The sequence below is a fragment of the Rhodohalobacter sp. SW132 genome, from assembly GCF_003390325.1.
Lineage (GTDB): Bacteria > Bacteroidota > Rhodothermia > Balneolales > Balneolaceae > SW132.
This window is the reverse complement of record NZ_QUOK01000011.1, coordinates 88,852-110,372: the sequence shown is the minus strand read 5'-3', so window position 1 is coordinate 110,372 and position 21,521 is coordinate 88,852. Positions and strand designations below refer to the sequence as shown.

Annotated in this window: 13 protein-coding genes; 10 read left to right on the top strand and 3 right to left on the bottom strand. The window is 41.9% G+C overall.

Annotation, left to right across the window (positions count from 1 at the left end):
- Nucleotides 1–9 precede the first annotated feature (9 nt).
- The gene (locus DYD21_RS17580; protein WP_116038372.1) at nt 10–1,083 is read right to left on the bottom strand and encodes a LacI family DNA-binding transcriptional regulator; all 1,074 of its coding nucleotides are present in this window, start codon (nt 1,081–1,083) and stop codon (nt 10–12) included.
- Between the two features lie 246 nt (nt 1,084–1,329).
- Here DYD21_RS17580 and DYD21_RS17575 point away from each other — a divergent pair, with 246 nt between their 5' ends.
- From DYD21_RS17575 to DYD21_RS17555, 5 genes are all read left to right on the top strand, one after another.
- The gene (locus DYD21_RS17575) at nt 1,330–4,284 is read left to right on the top strand and encodes a TonB-dependent receptor (RefSeq protein WP_116038313.1); all 2,955 of its coding nucleotides are present in this window, start codon (nt 1,330–1,332) and stop codon (nt 4,282–4,284) included.
- Nucleotides 4,285–4,303: 19 nt separating this feature from the next.
- A complete protein-coding gene (locus tag DYD21_RS17570; RefSeq protein WP_116038312.1) occupies nt 4,304–5,962 on the top strand; it encodes a RagB/SusD family nutrient uptake outer membrane protein in 1,659 nt (552 codons plus the stop codon).
- 122 nt (nt 5,963–6,084) lie between these two features.
- On the top strand, nt 6,085–8,091 hold the full coding sequence (locus tag DYD21_RS17565; RefSeq protein ID WP_116038311.1) for a ThuA domain-containing protein: 2,007 nt from the start codon (nt 6,085–6,087) through the stop codon (nt 8,089–8,091).
- A gap of 30 nt (nt 8,092–8,121) precedes the next feature.
- Complete coding sequence (locus DYD21_RS17560) at nt 8,122–9,582, top strand: Gfo/Idh/MocA family protein (protein WP_116038310.1); 1,461 nt, start codon at nt 8,122–8,124, stop codon at nt 9,580–9,582.
- A gap of 194 nt (nt 9,583–9,776) precedes the next feature.
- Nucleotides 9,777–11,105, top strand: coding sequence for a putative oxidoreductase C-terminal domain-containing protein (locus DYD21_RS17555; RefSeq protein ID WP_158607356.1), 1,329 nt, complete (start codon nt 9,777–9,779; stop codon nt 11,103–11,105).
- 95 nt (nt 11,106–11,200) lie between these two features.
- Here the strand turns inward: DYD21_RS17555 and DYD21_RS17550 are convergent, their stop codons facing one another.
- Both DYD21_RS17550 and uxuA read right to left on the bottom strand, forming a co-directional pair.
- Complete coding sequence (locus tag DYD21_RS17550) at nt 11,201–13,327, bottom strand: CRTAC1 family protein (RefSeq protein WP_158607355.1); 2,127 nt, start codon at nt 13,325–13,327, stop codon at nt 11,201–11,203.
- 123 nt (nt 13,328–13,450) lie between these two features.
- A complete protein-coding gene (gene uxuA / locus DYD21_RS17545) occupies nt 13,451–14,656 on the bottom strand; it encodes a mannonate dehydratase (RefSeq protein WP_116038307.1) in 1,206 nt (401 codons plus the stop codon).
- A 466-nt stretch (nt 14,657–15,122) separates the two neighbouring features.
- Here uxuA and DYD21_RS17540 point away from each other — a divergent pair, with 466 nt between their 5' ends.
- The 5 genes from DYD21_RS17540 (at nt 15,123) to DYD21_RS17520 (ending at nt 21,492) form a co-directional block, all read left to right on the top strand.
- A complete protein-coding gene (locus tag DYD21_RS17540) occupies nt 15,123–16,367 on the top strand; it encodes a Gfo/Idh/MocA family protein (RefSeq protein ID WP_199535588.1) in 1,245 nt (414 codons plus the stop codon).
- Between the two features lie 265 nt (nt 16,368–16,632).
- Entirely contained in the window at nt 16,633–17,805 is a 1,173-nt protein-coding gene (locus DYD21_RS17535; RefSeq protein WP_116038305.1) for a DUF6807 family protein, read from the top strand.
- A 77-nt stretch (nt 17,806–17,882) separates the two neighbouring features.
- Nucleotides 17,883–18,932, top strand: a complete 1,050-nt coding sequence (locus DYD21_RS17530) for a Gfo/Idh/MocA family protein (protein ID WP_158607354.1) — start codon at nt 17,883–17,885, stop codon at nt 18,930–18,932.
- A gap of 706 nt (nt 18,933–19,638) precedes the next feature.
- Entirely contained in the window at nt 19,639–20,217 is a 579-nt protein-coding gene (locus tag DYD21_RS17525) for an RNA polymerase sigma factor (protein WP_116038303.1), read from the top strand.
- 375 nt (nt 20,218–20,592) lie between these two features.
- Complete coding sequence (locus DYD21_RS17520; RefSeq protein WP_158607353.1) at nt 20,593–21,492, top strand: FecR family protein; 900 nt, start codon at nt 20,593–20,595, stop codon at nt 21,490–21,492.
- The last annotated feature ends 29 nt before the right edge of the window (nt 21,493–21,521 follow it).

Here is a 21,521-nt window from a genome sequence, read left to right as displayed (position 1 = left end):
GAACTCAGGTTAAAAGGAAGAGGAGCTTGCCTCTTTTTTTTCTGAGGGTTTTACGGAAGATGATGCACGAATGATTAGCGTCGGTTCAATTTCAATTTGTTTGTATTCGTTTGTTTCATTCTTATTGTTGATCTGATCTAAAAATAGATTAGCTGCGTTATTTCCCATGTTTTTGGTGTGTTGATCCACAGAAGTAAGTCCTGGGTCAATAATTGAAGCAGAAAAGTCATTGCTGTAACCTGCTATTGCAACTTCATCCGGAATAAGAATAGATTTTGATTTGAGTGTCTGAATTGCACCCATGGCAGCAAAATCACTAGACGAAAAAATTCCATCCGGCGGATTTTCACTCTCGAACAGATGTGTTGTCATTTCAGAACCTGCATCAAGAATGATTTCTGTATCACCTATTAAATCGCTTTCAATTATCAGGTTTTCATCAACGGGCAGCTGATGATGTTTTAGGGCATCCAGGTACCCATTCAGCCTTTCCTGATAAATTTTGATATGTTTTAGCCCTGAAAAATGAGCAATTCTGCTGCAACCTTGGTCAATAAGGTGAGATACGGCTTTATACGCACCCCGATAATCATTACTAATTACTGTATTGGTATTAATTTTTTCACCTACTCTGTCATAAAGTATGAGAGGTACATTTTGCTGAATGATTTTTTCAAAGTAGGAGTAATGAGTGGTTTCTTTGGAAACAGAAGCTATGATGCCATCAACCTGAACCCGTAAAAGCGTGTCAATTATTTTTTCTTCTTTGTTAGTCTGCTCATCAGACTGGCAAATAATAAGATTGTATCCTTTTTTTCTGACAACCTCCTCAATCCCGCGGATTACAGAAGCAAAAAACTGGCGGTCCGATGTGGGAACAATTACTCCGATAATATTACTTTTCCCGCTTTGAAGTGCCGCTGCAATATTATTCGGCTGGTAATTCATTTTTTCTACGAGCTCGCCTACAGCCTTTTTTGTGGCATCACTGATTTTTGGATGATTTTTAAGTGCTCTTGATACAGTGGAAGTGGTTACATCCAGTTTTTTAGCAATATCTGCTAATGTTGTTTTCTTTTTCATATATGAATATCCATAAAAGTGATCCAAATAATGAAGACCATTGCTGTTAAAATTTTAATTAGAATGAACAAATTTTAACAGAAATTTAAAAAAAATTGTTATTTCAGCCGAAGTTTCATTATTTAACAACACAATGCAAACGTTTGTTCTGTCTGCCAAAAAAACTGTTTATTTCATTAAAGCTTTATCTGAGTAATCAGTTGCCACTTAATTTGGAACTATAAATGAAAAAAGGATGAATGGAATATGGCTACTATAAAATTAAAAATGATTTTCATTTGCATACTTGTGAATGGAATGATTATTACAGGAATTTACGATTTTGGATACGCACAGGATCATACCGTAACTGGAACCGTTTTTTCTTCTGATGACGGGGAAGCGCTTCCAGGAGTTACTGTTTTGGTAAAAGGCACCGACCAGGGAACTTCAACCAGCATAAATGGTGAGTTTTCAGTCGTAGCTCCTTCTCAAAACGATACGCTTGTTTTTTCTTATATCGGATATGAAACACTGGAAGAGCCAATCAACGGAAGATCTAATATTGATATAACACTCACATCCCAGGCAATTGTTGGTGATGAACTTGTAGTTGTTGGGTATGGTGCCGTAGAGCGACGGGATATAACGGGTTCTGTTTCTTCAATATCCAGCAGAGATATCCAGGAAGCCCCGTTAACAGATGCAGGGCAGGCGCTTCAGGGAAGAGCTGCAGGCGTTGTGGCACTCTCATCAGGTAACCGGCCCGGGCAGGGTGTTACGATCAGAGTCAGGGGCCGGCGTTCACTGACCGCTTCGAACGAGCCTTTATACGTGGTAGATGGAATTCCTCTTGAAGGAAATATCAGCGATATAAATCCACGTGATATAGAGTCAATGGAAATCTTAAAAGATGCTTCAGCCACTGCAATTTACGGTTCCAGAGGTGCGAACGGTGTAGTACTGGTGACAACAAACAGAGGTGGTGATCACGCGACAACGGTCTCTTATTCTGGTCATACCGGGTTCAGGCAGGAGCTTGGAAGACCGGATATGATGAGTGGTGCAGAGTTTGGTGCTTTAAAAGAAGCAGCAGGCCGCGATTTTACCTCTGCTGAAAGGGAAGCGTTTGAACGGGGTGTTTCGACGGATTGGGTTGATTTACTTTTAGGAACGGGTATTCAGCAAAATCATCAAATTGGTATTCAGGGTGGAAATGAAAGCACACAGTTTGCTGTCTCAGGAAACTATTTTTACGACAGAGGGGTCATTGAACACCAGGATTTTAACCGCACTACATTCAGAGTAAATCTGGATCACACAGTGTCTGACAGATTGAGAATTGGTACATCAACACAGCTCTCCAACCAGGTTCAAAACTGGGGGTCAAATCCATATGGAGGTGCTTTGGCAACAAATCCGCTTGCTGAACCCTTTGACAGCGAAGGTAATCTGATCTATCGTCCCGGAGCTGATCCTCTGATTTTTAATCCCCTGGCAGACCTGGAAGGTGATTCGTATATAGATGAAAGAGAAAGAATCAGGATTTTCAGCAACATTTATGCAGATTTGAATATTCTTGATAACCTAAGCTATCGAATGAACTTCGGCCCGGACTTTCAGGACTGGAGACGTGGATTATTCCAGGGAAGTCTGACGGGTGCAAGGCAATTCGGGTCCCCATATGCAGAGAAAGAACATGAAAGAAAGATGACGTATACGTTCGAAAATATTCTTACGTATTCCGAAAACTTTGAGAATCATGCTATCGATCTGACGGGGCTTTTTAGTATCCAGGAATCAAGAACGGAATATTCTAATATGGCCGCTTCCGAACTTCCTTATGAACATCAGCGCTATCACAACATCGGTTCTGGTGCAACCATTGAAGGGTTAGGAAGCAATCTTGAAGAATGGGGCCTGATGTCCTACATGGCTCGGGCGAATTACCGATTTCTGGACCGGTACCTGTTAACAGTTACCGGGCGATATGATGGATCTTCCAGACTCTCTGAAGGTCAGCAATGGGGCTTTTTCCCTTCCGTTGCATTGGGATGGAGAATCAGTGATGAACCTTTCATGGCAGATCAGGATCTGTTTTCAGATCTTCGGATCAGAGTCAGTTATGGAATAACCGGAAACACTGCTATTGATCCCTATCAAACAAGAGGGGGATTGGGCAGAACTACCTATTCGTTCGGAGATGCATCAGGATTCGGTTACCGTCCAACCTCACTTGCAAATCCTGATCTTAAATGGGAAACGTCTGCTACGATGAACCTCGGGCTCGATTTTGGATTTTGGGGAGATCGTGTAGCTGGAAGTGTTGAATTATACCAAACCGATACTTCGAACCTGTTGCTTGAAAGAGTGATTCCCATTACTTCCGGATTTAATTCCGTTCTTGAAAATATTGGTGATACCAGGAACAGAGGATTTGAATTTACCCTTACCAGCAATAATATCAACACAAATAACTTCAGCTGGTCGTCCAACCTAAATGTATTTGCCAACAAGGAGGAGATTGTAGATTTATTCGGTACCGGTGAGGATGACATTGGAAACCAATGGTTTATCGGAGAACCCTTAACGGTATGGTATGATTATGATATGATTGGAATCTGGCAGCTTGATGAAGCGGATCAGGCAGCACAGTATGGCAGAAGTCCGGGTGAAATTAAACTACGCGATGTTACCGATAGCGGAAGTATCACAGAAGCAGACCGGGTTATACTGGGAAGCGATATGCCCACACTAAGCGTTGGGTTTGGTAATCGTCTGCGGTACAGAGATTTTGATTTCTCCTTTTTTCTGTTTGGCAGTTTTGGACATACTATCTACAACGAATTTCTTGTAAACAACAGCACCTTACAGGGAAGATATAACAACCTGAATGTAAATTACTGGACACCTGATAACCCATCAAACGATACACCGAAACCCGATGGTACCAGGGAATTTCCACTCAACAGTTCAAGCCGTGGTTATCAATCCGGTGACTTTTTGAAAGTACGGAATGTTCAGTTGGGGTATAATTTATCCACTTCTATTGTAAATACTCTGGGGATCAGATCGGCGAGGGTGTATGTAAATGCCGATTCACCGTTTGTATTTTCAAATCTTGAGGGCGGTCTTGACCCCGAATCCTATGGAGGTGTGATCGGTGCCGGTAACGGACCTGCAACACGATTATTTACATTTGGAATGAATATCAATTTTTAATTGAAGAGGTTATTGACCCATGAAAAAGTTTACCTATTTAGTTACAGTACTCGCCATAATCTTCATCACTGCTGTATCGTGTGATGTGTTGAGCGAGGAGGTCGTATCGGGGGTAACTGTAGATGCCCATTACAATACTCCGGAAGGATTTGATGATGCTGTCAATGCTTCATATTCACTCTTGCGGGAATATTACGGAACCGAACAAGGAGGGAATCTGACTGCGATGGGAACCGATATTATCACCAATGGTGGTCATGGCGGATTTCATTATATGAATAATTATGATGCTGAAATGAACTCCGAATCTTCCCCCTTCTGGCATTTGTGGAGTAATTTTTACCAGGCAATTAATACAACAAACGCCGCTGTGGATCGGGCAAGTCAACTCGAAGATATTTCTGCAGATGAATTGAATGCTAAATTAGGTGAAGTGCGGTTTTTACGTGCTCATTTTTATTATATCCTGGTGCAGCATTTTGGACCGGTTCACCTAACCCTTGAAGAAACAGTGGGTGTTCAGACAGATGCTGAACGGACACCTGAATCAGCAATTTATGCAGCTATTGTAGATGATCTGGAATTTGCCGTTCAACATTTGCCAGATACTCAAAGTGAGTTTGGAAGGGCAACAAAACCGGCAGCGGAACACATGCTTTCACTAACACTGTTAACTCGCGGGTACAAGGATTTTGCGGAATCAGACGATTTTGCCCGCGCTGCAACTCTTGCGGATAACGTAATCAATAATTACGATCATGTATTGCTGGACGATTTTGCAGATGTGTTTGACCATGATAATGAACAAAATGCTGAAGTATTATGGTCAGTACAGTATACAGAGGACCCCATATTAAACAACAATGGAAATCAGAGTCACTTGCACTACAGACCATGGTATGAAGTTTTTAATGATGGACTGGATCGCGCGCTGGAGCCCGGCTATGGGCGCCCGTGGATACGGTTCAGACCTACACCTTTTGGTATGGAGAACTTCAGGCCGCTGGATGTTGATGCGAGGTACGAAAAAACATTCCAGGATGTGTGGTACTATAATACAACCAGCGGAATACCAGATGGTGCTGCTGTTGGCGATACGGCAATTTATGTAACCGATCGGTTTCTAACTCAGCAAGATGTTAACGACTATGAAAACAGGCTTGCAGGTGTAAATATTATGACCTGGAATATTGATAATCAGGATGACGACTGGTATTGGGATATCAATATGTTTCCCAATCTGAAAAAAGTAGATGATTTTAAACGTCCTTCAATTAACCATGAGCAAGGATCACGCGATTATATCGTCTATCGGCTGGCAGAAACCTACCTCAATGCTGCAGAGGCTTTGATTATGGATGGAAGGGCTGGTGATGCTGTGAGTTATGTTAATGAAGTAAGGCGAAGAGCTGCTCACCCGGGGCTGGGGGGGCAAATGGAAATCACGGCCGGAGACCTGGATATTGATTTCATTCTGGATGAACGTGCCCGGGAATTCTATGGCGAACAAAAACGGTGGCTCGATTTGAAGCGTACCGGGAAGTTAGTTGAAAGAGTACAACTCTACAGTCCGACTTCCGGAGCATCAAATATTCAGGAGCATCATATGTTACGGCCTATTCCTGCCAATCAAATGAACCGGACTTCAACACCATATGCACAAAACCCTGGTTATTAATTGAATCAAAGTCTAACGACCTATTAAAATCATGATAAACTGCCTCTCAGGATTATAAATCCTGGAGGTAGTATTATGATGTGAGTACGCTATACAGAAAATTTTGAACAGGAAAATGGGTTATGAAAAAAAATGAAATTCAATATGTATCATTATTTGTCCGGACAGTTTTTGTCTATGTGTTTTTAATTGTTGGTTCTGTAAGCAATCTGTATGCACAATCAACTTCGATTGCTGAAATTTCCGTATATGCCGATAAATCAACATATCTGAATACCCCGGTTTCCGCTGTACTTGAAGGAATCACCTTGAAGCAACATGAAGGCGAATTACAGCTTTATGAAACTACCGATGGTAAAGAAAACCCTGTGCAGTCTCAGTTAAAACCCGGAAATCCTGATCAGTTAACCTGGATTTTAAGTGGGGAAACAAAACCGGGATCCGTACGGAATTTTGTACTGCGGGTAGAGGAGAATACTCAATCATCTTCTGATGACCCGGGTGTAAAAGTTGAAGATGATGGCGAAAGCTTGCTGATTTCTATAGGTGAAAAAAAGGTTCTGAACTATAGATACGCTTTAAAAGATGTACCAGAAGGCGTGGATGAAATTTTCAAACGCGGAGGGTATATACATCCGATCTGGTCACCGGGGGGTGAGGTATTGAGCCGGATTCAACCGCCTGATCACTATCACCATTATGGAATATGGAATCCATGGACACGTACAGAATTTGAAGGAAGAGAGGTGGATTTCTGGAATCTTGGCAGTGGCCAGGGTACAGTCCGTGCAGAAGCTGTAACTGAAAAGAAACATGGAAATGTATACGGAGGATTCAGGGCACTTCACAATCATATTGATTTTACAGGTCCATCAGAGGAAAAAACAGCCCTCAATGAACAGTGGGAAATTAACGTATGGAATGTGGGATCAGAAGAGGACGTATGGCTTATCGATTTTGCCTCCACACTTAATCCTGCAACAAATGAACCGCTGACCATTAAAGAATATCGATACCAGGGATTCAGTTTGCGGGCTACGGAAAAATGGAATGATAACAACGCCACTCTATTATCTTCTGAAGGATTTGATAAAAGTAATGCCAATGCGACCAGGGCTCGCTGGCTGGATGTAAATGGTATTTCTGATGTTGAGGAGGGGAAATCCGGAATTTTATTTATGACCAATCCGTCAAATTTTAATTACCCCGAGCAATTGCGCATCTGGCCGGTTGGAACAAATAACGGAGAGGAGAATGTATATATCAACTTTAATCCGGCCCAGGATCGTGATTTCGAATTAAAATCCGGTAGATCCTATTCACTGAAATACAGAATGCTCGTATATGATGGGACGATTGATTCGACAGATGCAGAGCTGTTTTGGAAAAACTATGCAAATCCACCACGAGTTGAGGTTCAGAATACAAGTCTTGCAGGAGCTAAAGTATTACTCTATACAAAGAACGGCGATGGATATGTGCACGATAATATCCCATACAGTATTCAGGCTATTGAAAAGCTTGGGGAAGAGAACGGATTTGAGGTTGTCGCTTCAGAAGATCCGGCGCTTTTTACGGATGAAAATTTAAGTCAGTACAATGCACTTATATTTTCAAATACAAACAACGAGATCTTTGATACAGAAAGCCAGCGTCAGGCTTTGAAAAATTACATACAGAATGGAGGCGGATTTGTGGCAATTCATTCTGCAAGCGGATCAGAAAGAGACTGGCCATGGTTTTCTCAGCTTGTGGGCGGGAACTTTGAACGGCATGCACCCCAACAGGATTTCACTGTAGATGTGGTTAATCGGGCACACCCATCAACGTCGCACTTGCCCGATCGATGGGAAATTGAAAACGATGAATGTTATTATCTGAAAGAGCTTAATCCTGCATTAAAGGTTTTGCTTTCAGCAGATATGAATACAGTAGATGATGAGGGAAAACAGGATTTTCCCGGGAACCTTTTTGGTGAAAGTTTTCCAATAGCCTGGTATCAGGAGTTTGACGGAGGGCGGCAGTGGTACACAACTTTAGGACATCGTCCGGAACAGTATTCGGATCCGGTTTTTGTCGAGCACATCCTGGGTGGCATTCAATGGGTTGTGAATGGAGTCAATCAATAATTTCAACAAAAATATATAACAACAGACACAATGAGTAAAAAGAACAAAAATAATGGAATGACAAGACGTGAATATTTGAAAACGTCAATATTTGGAGCGACGGGTCTTTTTATGGCTCCAACGATTATACCCTCATCAGTTATAGGTAAAAGAGCTCCCAGTAATAATATCAATATTGCTCAGATTGGATGGGGCAGGATAGCAGTAGGCCATGACTTGCCAGGGGTTTTAAGTGATCCGGGTACACGATTGATTGCAGCGTGTGATGTTGACCTTAATCGTGTAAATGGAGCCAATGAATGGGCAAAGGAATTTTATAATAGTGAAGATGTGCAGCGTCCGGATGATTATGTAGAGGTAAATACATATCAGAATTATCGTGAAATGCTTGAGGAAGAAACAGATATAGATGCAGTAATCATAAGTACTCCGGATCATGCGCATATTCTGCCAACGATTGAAGCGGCTTTAGCAGGAAAGCATATCTACCTGCAAAAACCTCATTCTCTTACGGTTGAAGAGGGGCGTCTGATGACAGATATTCTCCAGCGAACGGGAACCATCTTTCAGATTGGAAGTCAGCAGCGCGCAACCAATCCGTGGCCGCATTTTAAAAGAGCATGCGAGTTGGTGCGAAATGGTCGGGTTGGAAACCTTCAGACAATAGAGATTGGGCTTCCTTACGATCCGCCGGGAGGAAATCCTGAACCACAACCTGTTCCGGAAGGACTGGATTACGATGCGTGGCTGGGTACAACTCCCTATGTTCCTTACACGGAAGACAGAGTTCATTCTGAGGCTGGAATTGTGGGCCGGCCGGGATGGTTACGCTGCGAAAACTATTCTGCTGGTATGATTACCGGGTGGGGTGCCCATCATCTTGATATTGCCCACTGGGGCATGGGTACGGAGTATACCGGGCCGATTGAAGTAGAAGCGGAAGCCGTATTTCCACCAGATGAACCGAATTATGATGGATTGTGGGATGTGCATGGTGACTTCAGAGTTGAAGCAACCTATAAAAACGGAGTAAACATGATAGTCTCTGATCCAGAAGTTTTTCCAAACGGAATTCGTTTTAAAGGAGATGAAGGATGGATCTTTGTTACCCGTGGCAGCGGAGTAACCGCCAGTGATCCAGACTCCGATACGGTTGAAGACGGGCCGCTTCAGGCAAGTTCACCTAACCTGCTTTCTGAACTCGGGCCGGATGCATTTCGCATAAGTGGAAAGCCAGATGAAACTCACCATCACAACTGGCTGCGATGTATACGCGAACAAACAACAGCAACCTCGGCTCCGGCTGAAGTTTCTCATCGTTCAACAACGGCTTGTCTAATATCACATATCGCAATGAAGTTGCCCCGTAAGCTTTATTGGGATCCGATTAATGAAAAGTTCAAAAATGATGATGAAGCAAATGCAATGCTTTCGCGGCCGCAGCGATATCCCTATAAAGCATCACAAATACCAGGACTGGTTACGCGATAACTAGCTGATAACAGTAGTTGACGTCAAAAACCTTGATAGTTTATACACTCCGGCCGAATCGGGATCGATATTAATTTTATTATATTCCGGAAAATTAACCTGTAATTTCTTACATCATTAAAATGAAATACTTAATAGTATTATTAATGGCTTTCTGCCTGATTCTCTTTTCATGTGATACAGAAACTTCTACTATGGAATCTACATCCACAGAATTTTCGGGGGCTGAAAATGAGGTGAAAATCATAAACATGAACCCGGGTCATTTTCATGCCGGTTTAATTCATATGCATAATTACACTCAGGTTGATCCTGTGGTTCATGTTTATGCACCCGATGGCGATGAGGTTGATTCATACCTGTCTATGGTTGAACAGTTTAACTCCCGGGAATCAAATCCCACTAATTGGCAGCCTGAGGTGTATCGTGGTGATGATTACCTGAGCCGAATGCTCGATGAAAAACCGGGGAATGTGATGGTTGTTGCCGGGAATAATGCACGTAAAATCGAATATATAAACAATGCTGTGGAGAATGGTATAAATGTGCTTTCAGACAAGCCCATGATCATCAAACCGGAGCAGTTCTCTGTGTTAAAAGAGACTCTTGAAAATGCAGATGAACAAGGGCTTCTTGTGAATGATATGATGACCGAACGGCATGAAATTACCAGTATTCTCCAGAAAGAGCTTGCTCAGAAGACTGAGCTGTTTGGTGAATTGAATCCCGGTACAGCAGAAGAGCCTGCAATCACGAAAGAAAGTGTTCACTTTTTTTACAAAACCGTAGCAGGCGAAACACTGATTCGACCCGCCTGGTTTTTTGATGTGGAACAACAGGGAGAATCGATCGTGGATGTTTCAACACATCTTGTTGATCTGATTATGTGGCAGCTTTTCCCGGAAGAACCTATTGATTATGAGAATGAAGATGATGGTGTCGAGGTCGTAAATGCGAGAACCTGGGATACCGATCTCACTCAATCCCAATTTGAACAGATCACAACTGAGGAGTCATTTCCTGATTATTTAATGCAAGACGTTGAAGATGATGTCTTGACAGTAACTGCGAATGGAGAATTTGTCTTTCGGGTACGGGGAGTGTATGGTAAAGTCTCGGCCCAGTGGGGATTTACGAACCCCGATGGAGGCGACACCCACTTTTCTGTTCTAAGAGGCTCACTGGCTGACCTGGTGATCCGCCAGGATATTGATCAGGACTTTACTGCAACACTTTATGTTGAACCAACAGAAAATGCTGATATGGATAATTTCGAATCCACACTGAACTCTGTTCTGGAAGATCTAAATGAGTCGTACCCGGGACTGGGGTATGAAAACACAGAACTTGGATACAAGATTACGATACCAGATGAGCTGAGCGAAACGCATGAAGAACACTTTACAAGAGTAACGGAAAGATATCTTGATGCGCTGGTTGATGGAAGTCTTCCGGAATGGGAGAGAACAAATTTGCTTACAAAGTATTATCTAACGACAAGAGCGTATGAATTAAGCAGATAGTGTTTTTTACTTTGCGATCTGATAACTGGCTTTTCTTACGCGTTTTGTGAGAATGTAGCGAAATGATTCGCCTGAAAAGAACTGCACTTTTAACTTCAGTGTTCATGGTGAAAGGGGGAAGTACCGCTGAATTCAAATGGAGTTCGAATGATGGGCTCTGGTTGCTCACCTGATTCTTTGATTCGGTAAAATTGGTTCATTTTTAAATCTGAATACTCCTGCCGAATGTCACTTGCAGGCCAGTAGACTTCAAGTATATTGATCTTTTCTGCCTTTCCAAGCCCAACTTCCAGCTGAAGGCTTGAGGCCCCAAAACTGCCGCCTGTTGTCACGGTACGGTGAATGGTTCGGATGGAGTCTGCTTCCTCAATTTCAATACGTATTCTGTTGCCCACGCCGAATTGGTTACTCTGGTCACCCTCAAACATGAGTGTAATCCAGTTGTTGTCATTCCCCGGATTTTCAAAAAGACTATTCAGATAAACGTCGCCTTCAAATGCACCGCCAATAACCGAAAAAAGATCCTGATGGCCGTTATTGTTGAGGTCGGCAAATGATACGCCGTGACCTTTTTGCAGATGGCCAAATCCTCCGGAGGCTGTAACCTCACCAAAATACGATCCTTCAATGTTCCGAAACATACGGTTCGGCATCAGTGAACGCATATCAGGATCTCCTGTGCCAGCGTAAAAATCAAGGTATCCGTCGTTATCAAGATCTCCAAAATTTGACCCCATTGTATACATGACTTTATTAAGCCCGGTTTCTGAAGTAACATCGGTGAACGAACCGTCGCCATTGTTACGGTAGAGCCGCGGCATTTCAGCTTCAACCGGCATATTCATGTACTCCCTTGCTACATCTGCCGGCGAGGCATAATATCCTGATACAAATAGATCCAGAAATCCATTGTTATTATAATCCCAAAACCAGGTGGGAAAACTCGATTCTGGTTCCTGAACTCCTGCCTGTTCCGTCAAATTCATAAACAGGGGAATACCCTCTCTGTTGGGGCCATTATTTTTCATTAAAATATTCGGCCCATCAAGAATTGAGATATATAAATCCTGGTAGCCGTCATTGGTATAATCACCAGCAGTAACTCCCTTAATGTAGCCTGTAATGGCGACCCCGGCCTGCCGTGCAGCATTTCTGAAAGTCCCGTCTTTATTATTCAGGTAGAGTTCTGCCGGATGTTGATTTCTTCCCGCGGATTCATTTCCAATAAACAAATCCAGCCAGCCATTATTATTAAAATCCGCCCAGACAGCAGTTTGGGTCGGGTGAAAACTCAGAATGCCAGAACTTTCGGTGACATCTGTGAACGTGCCGTCGCCATTGTTACGGAGCAGTGAATTTGGATGATGCCCCGCTTCTCCAAGCCATGCACCTCTTAATACAAGTACATCGGCGAATCCATCATTGTTGTAATCCGCATGAATGATATTTAGTCCGCCTGTCAGCCCGGTTAGCCCGGCTTCATCCGTTCTCCTGGTAAATGTGCCATCCCCATTATTTTCATAATATTGAAGCTGATCGGTTAAACCCCAGGATGATGCCATGATGTCGATCAGGCCATTATTATTAAAATCTTCGGTTATACTGCCCCCCGACAAACCCATTTCATCAGCTAACCCGGCTTTGGGAGCAACATCATGAAACCTGTTAATCGTGTAATCAGACGAAAAACGTTCGGCAGGGATAATCCATCTGTCGGGCACTTCATCAGGATGTTTCCCAAGAGTCATATATGCAATATTCAGCAACCACCGATATTCCATATTATCTGGCTGCCAGTCTGAAAGAAGACGTTCATAATACTGAATGGCCATCTCTGAACCATGGGTCAGACTATGAACTCCTTCTCCCTGTATTGGGAAAAGACACGAATCTGATGAGTGATTTAAAATGCAGTTTTGCTGTTCTCCAAGACGTAAATACGCAAGGGCAATCAGGTCGAGTATATTTTCCTCAAACCTTTGTTGTATCTCATAGGTGGCACTTTCCAGTTCGTTCAATAGTGATTCAAGAATATCTATAGCTTCTTCGGTTTGACCACTATAAATCAATTCCTGGGCAAGTGTACCTTTATAAACTATATTTTCCTGTGGATTGTCGGGGTTGGGTATATCTCGTATTACTTCCACGCGTTTACGGTTTGAATATTCGTTTAAGCGTGGATTCACATTTTTGGCTATGCTGTCGAGCAGAGCAACCATCATTCCTGTTTCATTTAATTCAGTTGAATCTGAAGTTTCAGTAGTACAGGCAGAGATCAACAGCAAACATGCTAAAAAGAAAATAACATAGACTATTGATCTGGTCTCATTCATACGGTTAACTGACTAATGAATTTCCAGTGTATTACGGATGCCTGTTTCCAGCCCCCTTAACTCAGCCAGGCCACGGAGCCTTCCTATTAATGAATATCCTGGAGCCGATTCTTTATTCATGTCATCAAGCATTTTATGCCCGTGATCCGGACGCATTGGAATGTCAGTGTCATCGCGCCCTGTCTTTTTTCTATTTAATTGTTCTTCGATAATTGCACGCATGACCGAGGGGATATCCGCACTCCCTTCAAGATGATTTGCCTCATGAAAGGATTTACCACTTTCATGTTGTACACTTCGCAGATGGATGAAGTTAATTCTGTGACCCAGGCGTTTTACCATCCCTGTCAGATCATTGTCAGCTCTCGCTCCGTAAGAACCGGTACAAAAGGTGAGTCCGTTATGGACTGAGTCCACAACATCGAGAAGAGATTTGGCATCGCTTTCAGTACTTACGACCCTGGGCAGACCAAAAAGCGGAAATGGGGGATCATCGGGGTGAATTGCCATTTTAATGCCAGCCTGCTCGGCAGCAGGAATTACCTCTTTTAAAAAATGATATAAATGTTCTTTAAGATCGTTTGCAGTGATTCCTTTATAGCTTTTTAGCATCTCTTTGAATTCATCCAGGCTATATCCCTCTTCGGATCCAGGTAAACCGGCAAGTATGGTGTCTGTTAGAATCTCAGCATCTTTTGAAGAAAGTTTTTTATAAAATGCTTCAGCTTCCTGAATAACTTGTTCGGGATAAGATGATTTTGCCGCAGATCTTTGCAGGATATAAAGATCAAATGCAGCCAGTGCAGATTCTTCAAATCGAAGGGCGGTAGATTTATCGGCTGTCTCATACTCGAGGTCTGTTCGGGTCCAGTCCAGAACGGGCATAAAATTGTAACAGACTGTCTTTATACCGCACTTCCCCAGGTTTTTTAAGCTCTCTTTATAGTTTTCTATATAGTTTTCGTAATTCCCGATTTGCCTTTTTATATCTTCATGAACAGGTATGCTTTCAACAACGGACCATCTGAGCCCGGCATCCTCAATCTCTTTTTTTCGTTTTTCAATCTCTTCCGTTGTCCACACATCTCCTATCGGAATATGATGAAGAGCCGTTACGATTCCGGTCGCTCCGGTTTGTACAATCTCCTGCAGAGAAATAGAATCGTAGTTCCCATACCAGCGCCAGGTCTGTTCCAGTTTTTTACAATCTCGAATCATGGATGTATCAATTTATTTACGAGTATTAAATAGATGACTTTACCGATTAAGATACTCAAATTCAACTATTTGTAGATGTTTTCCTAAAGTGAATTTAGGGAAAGAAGCCCGCTGTCATGAAGTAAATATATGAATCGAAAAAATGCAGACACCAATTCAAAAGGGAAATATTTTGGTTATTTATTTAAGGGTTAAAATAAATTGTTTTTTATAAAAATTATCATCTACTTGTTACAGGTAAGTGACCGGTAACTACATCGCATTCTCTGCGTTGGTAAACGGAATATTCTGACGCTGGGCTACAATAAAAAGTTTAAATAAATGGAAGTATATGGATACAAGTAAATTTACCAGAAAAAGATTTCTATCAACGGCAGGAACAGCACTCGGGGGGTCGTTATTAGCCGGGCCTGTTTTGTCAAAACCTTCTTCAATAAACAAAAACAGGAAAAAGAGGGAGGGGAAAATGAAAGTAGCTGTCGTCGGTACAGGGGTGCGGGGCGTAGCGATGTATGGAAGAACACTGGTACAGGATTATGGAGAGCATGTGGAACATGTGGGAATTTGTGACACGAATCCGGGCAGGCTCGAGTATGCTGATCAATATATTGGTGCAGGCTGCCCTACGTTTACAAATTTAGACGAAATGCTGGAGAAAACAGATCCGGATCGCCTTATTGTGACCACCTGGGACTGGGAACATCACACGTGTATTATAACGGGACTGGAGCATGGAGTGGATGTGGTCTGCGAAAAACCGCTGACCATAGATGAACATAAATGTCAGCAAATCATTGATGCAGACAAAAAATATGACAACGACATTTATGTAACATTTAATTATCGATATCCTCCGCACAGGTCTAAAGTTAAAGAGTTGTTAATGAATGGTGCGATTGGTGATATCCGTTCCGTTGATTTTCACTGGAATATAGATCATGATCACCAAAAACGGTATATGCAGCGGTGGCACGGTGAAAGCCAAAGGGGAGGGACATTGTGGGTGCATAAAAATACACACCACTTTGATATGATCAATTGGTTCCTTGATTCTGATCCGGTTGAAGTTTTTGCGAAGGATGATCTTGAAATATTTGGATCAAATGGTCCATTTAGATCTACAAATTGCAGAAATTGTCCTCATGCTGAAAAGTGTGATTATCACTGGAATATTAATGACAATGATCACCTGCGGCAAATGTATGCCGAAAACGAACATTATGATGGATACATTCGCGATAATTGTGTGTTTCGCCACAATATCGATTCTCACGACAAGCATGCAGCTTTGATCAAATATGCCAACAACGCACTTCTCAACTACTCCCTGACTTCTGATACAGACCATGATGGATACTGGATCGCTTTTAATGGGACAAAAGGTCGGCTTGAGGGCAGAGAAGGGGGATGGGGAACACCACAAAATCACCAGGAGTGGATTCTCACGCCACTTGGTGAGCAGCCTCAGAAAATTACGGTTGATTTTACCAGCGGTAGCCACTGGGGAGGAGACCCGTTGCTGTTAAATAAATTGTTTGTAGATCCGGATATGGAAGATCCTCTGCATCAATCTGCCGGAACCCGTGATGGTGTGATGTCTGTATTAACAGGTGTTGCAGCCCGCAAAAGTGCGGCTTCGGGACAACCCGTTAAAATTGAGGGTTTAACCAGTCTGAAACCCCACGCAAAACGTCCATCAGACTTGGTTTGATTTCATGGCGTACAATGCTCTAACCCTCTGAATTGGAGGGTGGGTATTGGTTGACAAGCTCCGGGAGGGTACTCTGATAGTCATCTGTGGGATATTTCCCTGAAATCAGCTCAATTAATTTTTGATTTGATAGCAGTACATATCGAATGAATAGGTAGTCTGATAGTGCAGTATCATCAGAACCGTTAAATTGGGTTTTAGTGCGTCAGAAAATCTTCAGACAATTCCAGTATTAATCAAATCAGCATAAAAAAATCACAAAAATATGAGATTTATTCTGACTGTTTTATTTATTGTTCTTTTCAGTGCCAGTTGTGGAAACAATACAAATCATACATTTCAATACACGGCAGGAAATCATGACCTGGAAGGTGCACTTGTCTATACGGACCTTGAGTTAGAAGATACATCCGGAGAGCTTTGCCTTGAGACTGGCGGTGAATTAATCCCCGCACAGGCCGAACCATTATCCAGTGATGGAGTTCGGGTATGGTGGCAGGCAACACTCCCGGCCGGCGAGACGATCGAATATACAATCCATAAAGAACAGAACTGTTCAGATACTGAATTCAGCTGGCAAAGAACTGGTGAGCAATCGGTTCAGTTACAACATGATGGTCAGCCTCTTATTCAATACGAACATCCGGTCTTTGATACTGAAAATATAGAGGAAACCAAGAAACCATTTCACCATGTATTTGACCCTGTATCCGGTGATTTAATTACTAAAGGTTTAGGGGGATTGTATCCTCATCACAGGGGCATCTTTTTTGGTTATAACCAGCTCAGGATTGATGAAAAACAGCTGGATATCTGGCATGCGAATGAAGGAGAAAGAAGTGAACACGAAGAGTTCGAAGAGGAGATTTCCGGGCCAGTTTTTGGAGGGCATATCGTACAGATTCACTGGAAGGATCATGACGGCAATGTGATGTTAAATGAAACGCGGGATATACGAGCGTTCAGGTATAACGATCACAGCTTTTTTATTGATTTCCATACAAAACTAACTTCAGTTGCAGGTCCCGCTGAATTGGCAGGTGATCTTCAGCATGCCGGCGTGCAGTTCAGGGCTGCCCAGTACGTGGCTGATCATTCTGAGGAAACTCAATTCATCAGGCCCGGTGAATGGTCACACTATCCTTCCAATGAGGAATTAGGAGAAGAGGAGTGGGAGAATGTGCCGTGGAATGCTATGCAATATTCAATCGATGAAAATTCCTATACTGTGGCATATATGAGTCATACTTCAAACCCTGGGCCATCTGAAATGTCAGAGCGTAAATACGGCAGATTTGGCGAATTCATACCCTATTCGTTAGATGAGGATGAATCCCTGGAGCTTCGATACAGATTTTGGATTGTTTCCGGCGATACTATATCAGCAGAAGAAATAGAGCAGCAGTTTCAAATCTATTCCGACCAGACTGTTGAGTAATCAAATTTTCACAATCTCCTTTACATCTGTAATTCAGACTAAATAATCTGTCTTTAGCCAATATGTCATCATTTTCAATGAATAAATCAAAAAAAACAGGCATTGGAATTGTAGGGCTCGGGAGTATATCCACCACTCATGCAGAAGCCATAAACAACCTGGATGATGCAGAACTGGTAGCGGCCTGCAGCAGAAGTGAGGTAAACCGAAATTTATTTAAACAAAAGTTTAACGTTCCGGTTTATGCTGACTACGAGGAATTTCTTTCGCATAACAATCTTGATGTGGTCACGATCTGCACCCCAAGCGGATCCCATCTCGACTTCGGGAAATTAGCAGCAAAAGCTGGAAAACATCTGGTCATAGAAAAGCCAATAGAAATATCCGTTGAAAGGGGACGTGAATTATTAAAGCACTGCAGTCAAAACGGTGTACAGCTGGCCGTGATTTATCAAAACAGGTTCATCGATGGAGTTCAGCAGATGAAACAAGCTGTTACTGCTGGAGAAATTGGTACCCCAATAATGGCTCGGGCATCCGTAAAATGGTTTCGGGATCAGGACTACTATTCTGAGTCTGGATGGCGTGGCACATTAAAAATGGATGGGGGCGGAGCTGTCATTAATCAAGCTATTCATACAGTCGATCTCCTGATATGGATGATGGGAGAAATCACAACTCTTTCAGCTTATACTGAAAAGCTGACACATCCCGGTATCGAAGCTGAAGACAATGCAGTAGCAGTAATGAAATTTGAATCAGGTGCACTTGGAGTATTTGAGGCATCTACTTCGATCGTACCGGCACAGTCTCGTTCTCTTGAAATTAATGGAAGCGAAGGAACTGCTCTCTTGGATGGAGATCAGTTTCAGCTGATACGAAAGGGTGGGAAAACAGAATCAAAAGAGAAAAGCAAAAAAGGGGCTGAGAGTCCTCTTTCAGGTGTGAAAGCAGCTGATCATCAAGTGCAATATGATAAAATTGTGAATGCTTTGAAAAAAAACGAAACACCAATTGTTTCGGGAGAAGAGAGTCTCCAGTCTCTGGCAGTTGTTGAAGCAATATACAGATCTGCAGGCAGTGGAAAACGTATATCCCCTGGTTCGATTCTGTTTCAAGGATCATAGCTGAATGATTTTAGCATTCGCCAGGCATTTCGTACATCTATTACACTGCATCTGATGTAATTCATTTCTTTTATTGGGTTGAATGATGGATGTATTCATTCGACCATAGCTGTCCAAAATAATACTGAAGCTTACAAAAGCATCCGTTTCAGGTGTATAAAAGCGGATCTTATACCATAAATAAATTCAACCCTCAAGATTCCCTCGCTGATAGGCTACTGTCCAAATACCACAACTCAGCGAAACTCTGCGGGGTACTTTGCGAAAATCTGCGAGGATTAAAAAATCTAAGTCAATTTTTTGGACAGTTGTGTCATTCGACATAAGACCTACAACTATTTAGCTACAGCATATTGGATTAAAGAGTTGGTTTTGATGAAGGTTTGCGAAAAGTAATTACAAAATTTTGCATAAGGGTTGTTTTGCATTGTTTTTACTATCACAAACCAATTATAATGGCCTTAAGTAACAACTAACAATCACACCCATTTCTCTCAAAAAGTACTCAAAAAACGGTTCTGAGGAGTCTGAAGGCAGGAGAAAATAAAACCTTGATATTTAAGATAATTGTTTTAGCTTATTGAGTGTGCATTTAACACTTAAAATAATTGTAAATAACATTGGGGTTATTTTCAAAACAGTACGATTAGAAGAATATTTTTTCTAAGGTAAAAAAGCGCTTTTATTGAGCCTATGGGATAACGATATGAGTAAAAACAATTTTTTAGAGGATATCAATTTATGGAAGCGGGTTATTCACGATGACAGCTGTGACGCGTTTTCAGCTTTGTTCAGGAAATATTACAAACCTCTTTTAAATTATGGATTACGGTTAGTTCCCCGCAAACAGCTGGTTAAAGATAGTATCCAGGAACTGTTTTTCACGATTTGGGATAAACGAGAGAGATTATCAGAAATCGGAAATGTAAGATCTTATCTATACACTTCGTTCCGCAGAACTCTTTTCAGGCAAGTAGAAATATTACAAACATGGCAAAAAAGAGATGAATTGTATTTTTCTGAGACGCCCAACGAAGACTTGTTAAACACAGAGCAGCTGCTGATCACAGAAGAGATGAATAGAGAAACAAAAGAAAACCTACAGAAGGCTTTTGATAACTTAAATGGTCACCAAAAAGAGGTAGCTTTTCTTAAGTTCTACAGTGGTCTTTCCAATGATGAAATCGGCGAAATCATGGGGGTAAAGATAGAGAGTGTATATAACTATATGTACCGTGCTATTTCTACTCTCAAAGAGAATTTAGAGGTTTCACTTACTGGCTGATTTGACAATATACTCTTCCCATTTTCTTCCTTATCTGGTTTTAGTCTTCTTTTCTAAATATTTTTTTCTTCCGTTTAGAGCGCTTAAAGGCTCTTAATTCGCCCTTCTGGAAAAAATATTACCAAAAAGTAAAATTTTTAGTGGAGATCGGGTGTATGACTTTCTTTATACCTACAGAAAAGAAAATCGAACACACTAACCGAACCATTTTTGGCTACATCAAATCAAAAATTAACAGAATTATTGAGTAATGATTCTTTTACTCGCTGGATCAGGGGCACCGCCAGTGAGTCTGAGAAACGACGTTGGGAAAATTGGGAGCAAAAGGATCCTCTCCACAGAGAGTTAAGAGCAAACGCTGAAAAATTTTATCAAGTGAGATGGGATTTAGATCCGGCTGATGATTTGGAATTTGAGCTGGAAAGATTAACAAAACGAATTGACAGATCTGAACAGCAGAATAAACTACCATCTTTTAAAAAGATGCAGCCCAAAAACAATTCATGGGGCTACCGGGTATCAGTAGCGGCAACAATTTTAATAATCTTGTCAAGCCTGGGACTGCTTTTTCTCTTTAACCCCACAGAAACTACTGAACAAAATGCTGAGCTGCTATTTGAAACGGTTGAAACCGGAGATGAAGAAAGGAAGACTCTGACTTTTAGTGACGGATCGCTGATTGAATTAAATGCTGAGTCTTCATTGCGATATCGTTTGGAGCAGTTTCAAGGCGAGCGAGTCGAGGTTTGGCTGAAAGGCGAAGGCTTTTTTGATATTCCGACTAATCCGGGTGGTACTCAGCGTGAATTTATCGTTCACACTGACGATGGAAAGATTCAGGTTCTGGGAACCAGGTTTAATGTGGATACCCGATTTCAAAAAACAAGTGTAGTGCTGGAGGAGGGACGGGTAGAAGTATCGGGTAATGACTCTCAAGGCCTGGAAAGAGCAAGTAAGATCTTGAATCCGGGTGAACGTGCAGTGATCAACAAATCTTCGTCAGAAATTATAGTACAAAAGGTTGATGTAGGGTTGTTTACTGCCTGGATTGATGGGGAGGTCGAGTTCCGGAATACCTCACTCAAAGATATTTTTTCAGCTATAGAAGCTATCTACAATGTTAGCCTGGAAGTAGAATCACCAGAGCTTTTGAATCGCCAGGTCACCGGGACAATTCAAAATCCTGATTTACAAATTCTGCTGAATGGACTTCAACAAATTCTTGACCTGCAGATCACACAGGTTGATAATGAAAAATATTTGATATCACAGTAGTCAGATAAATATGAGTAAACCAAATGATC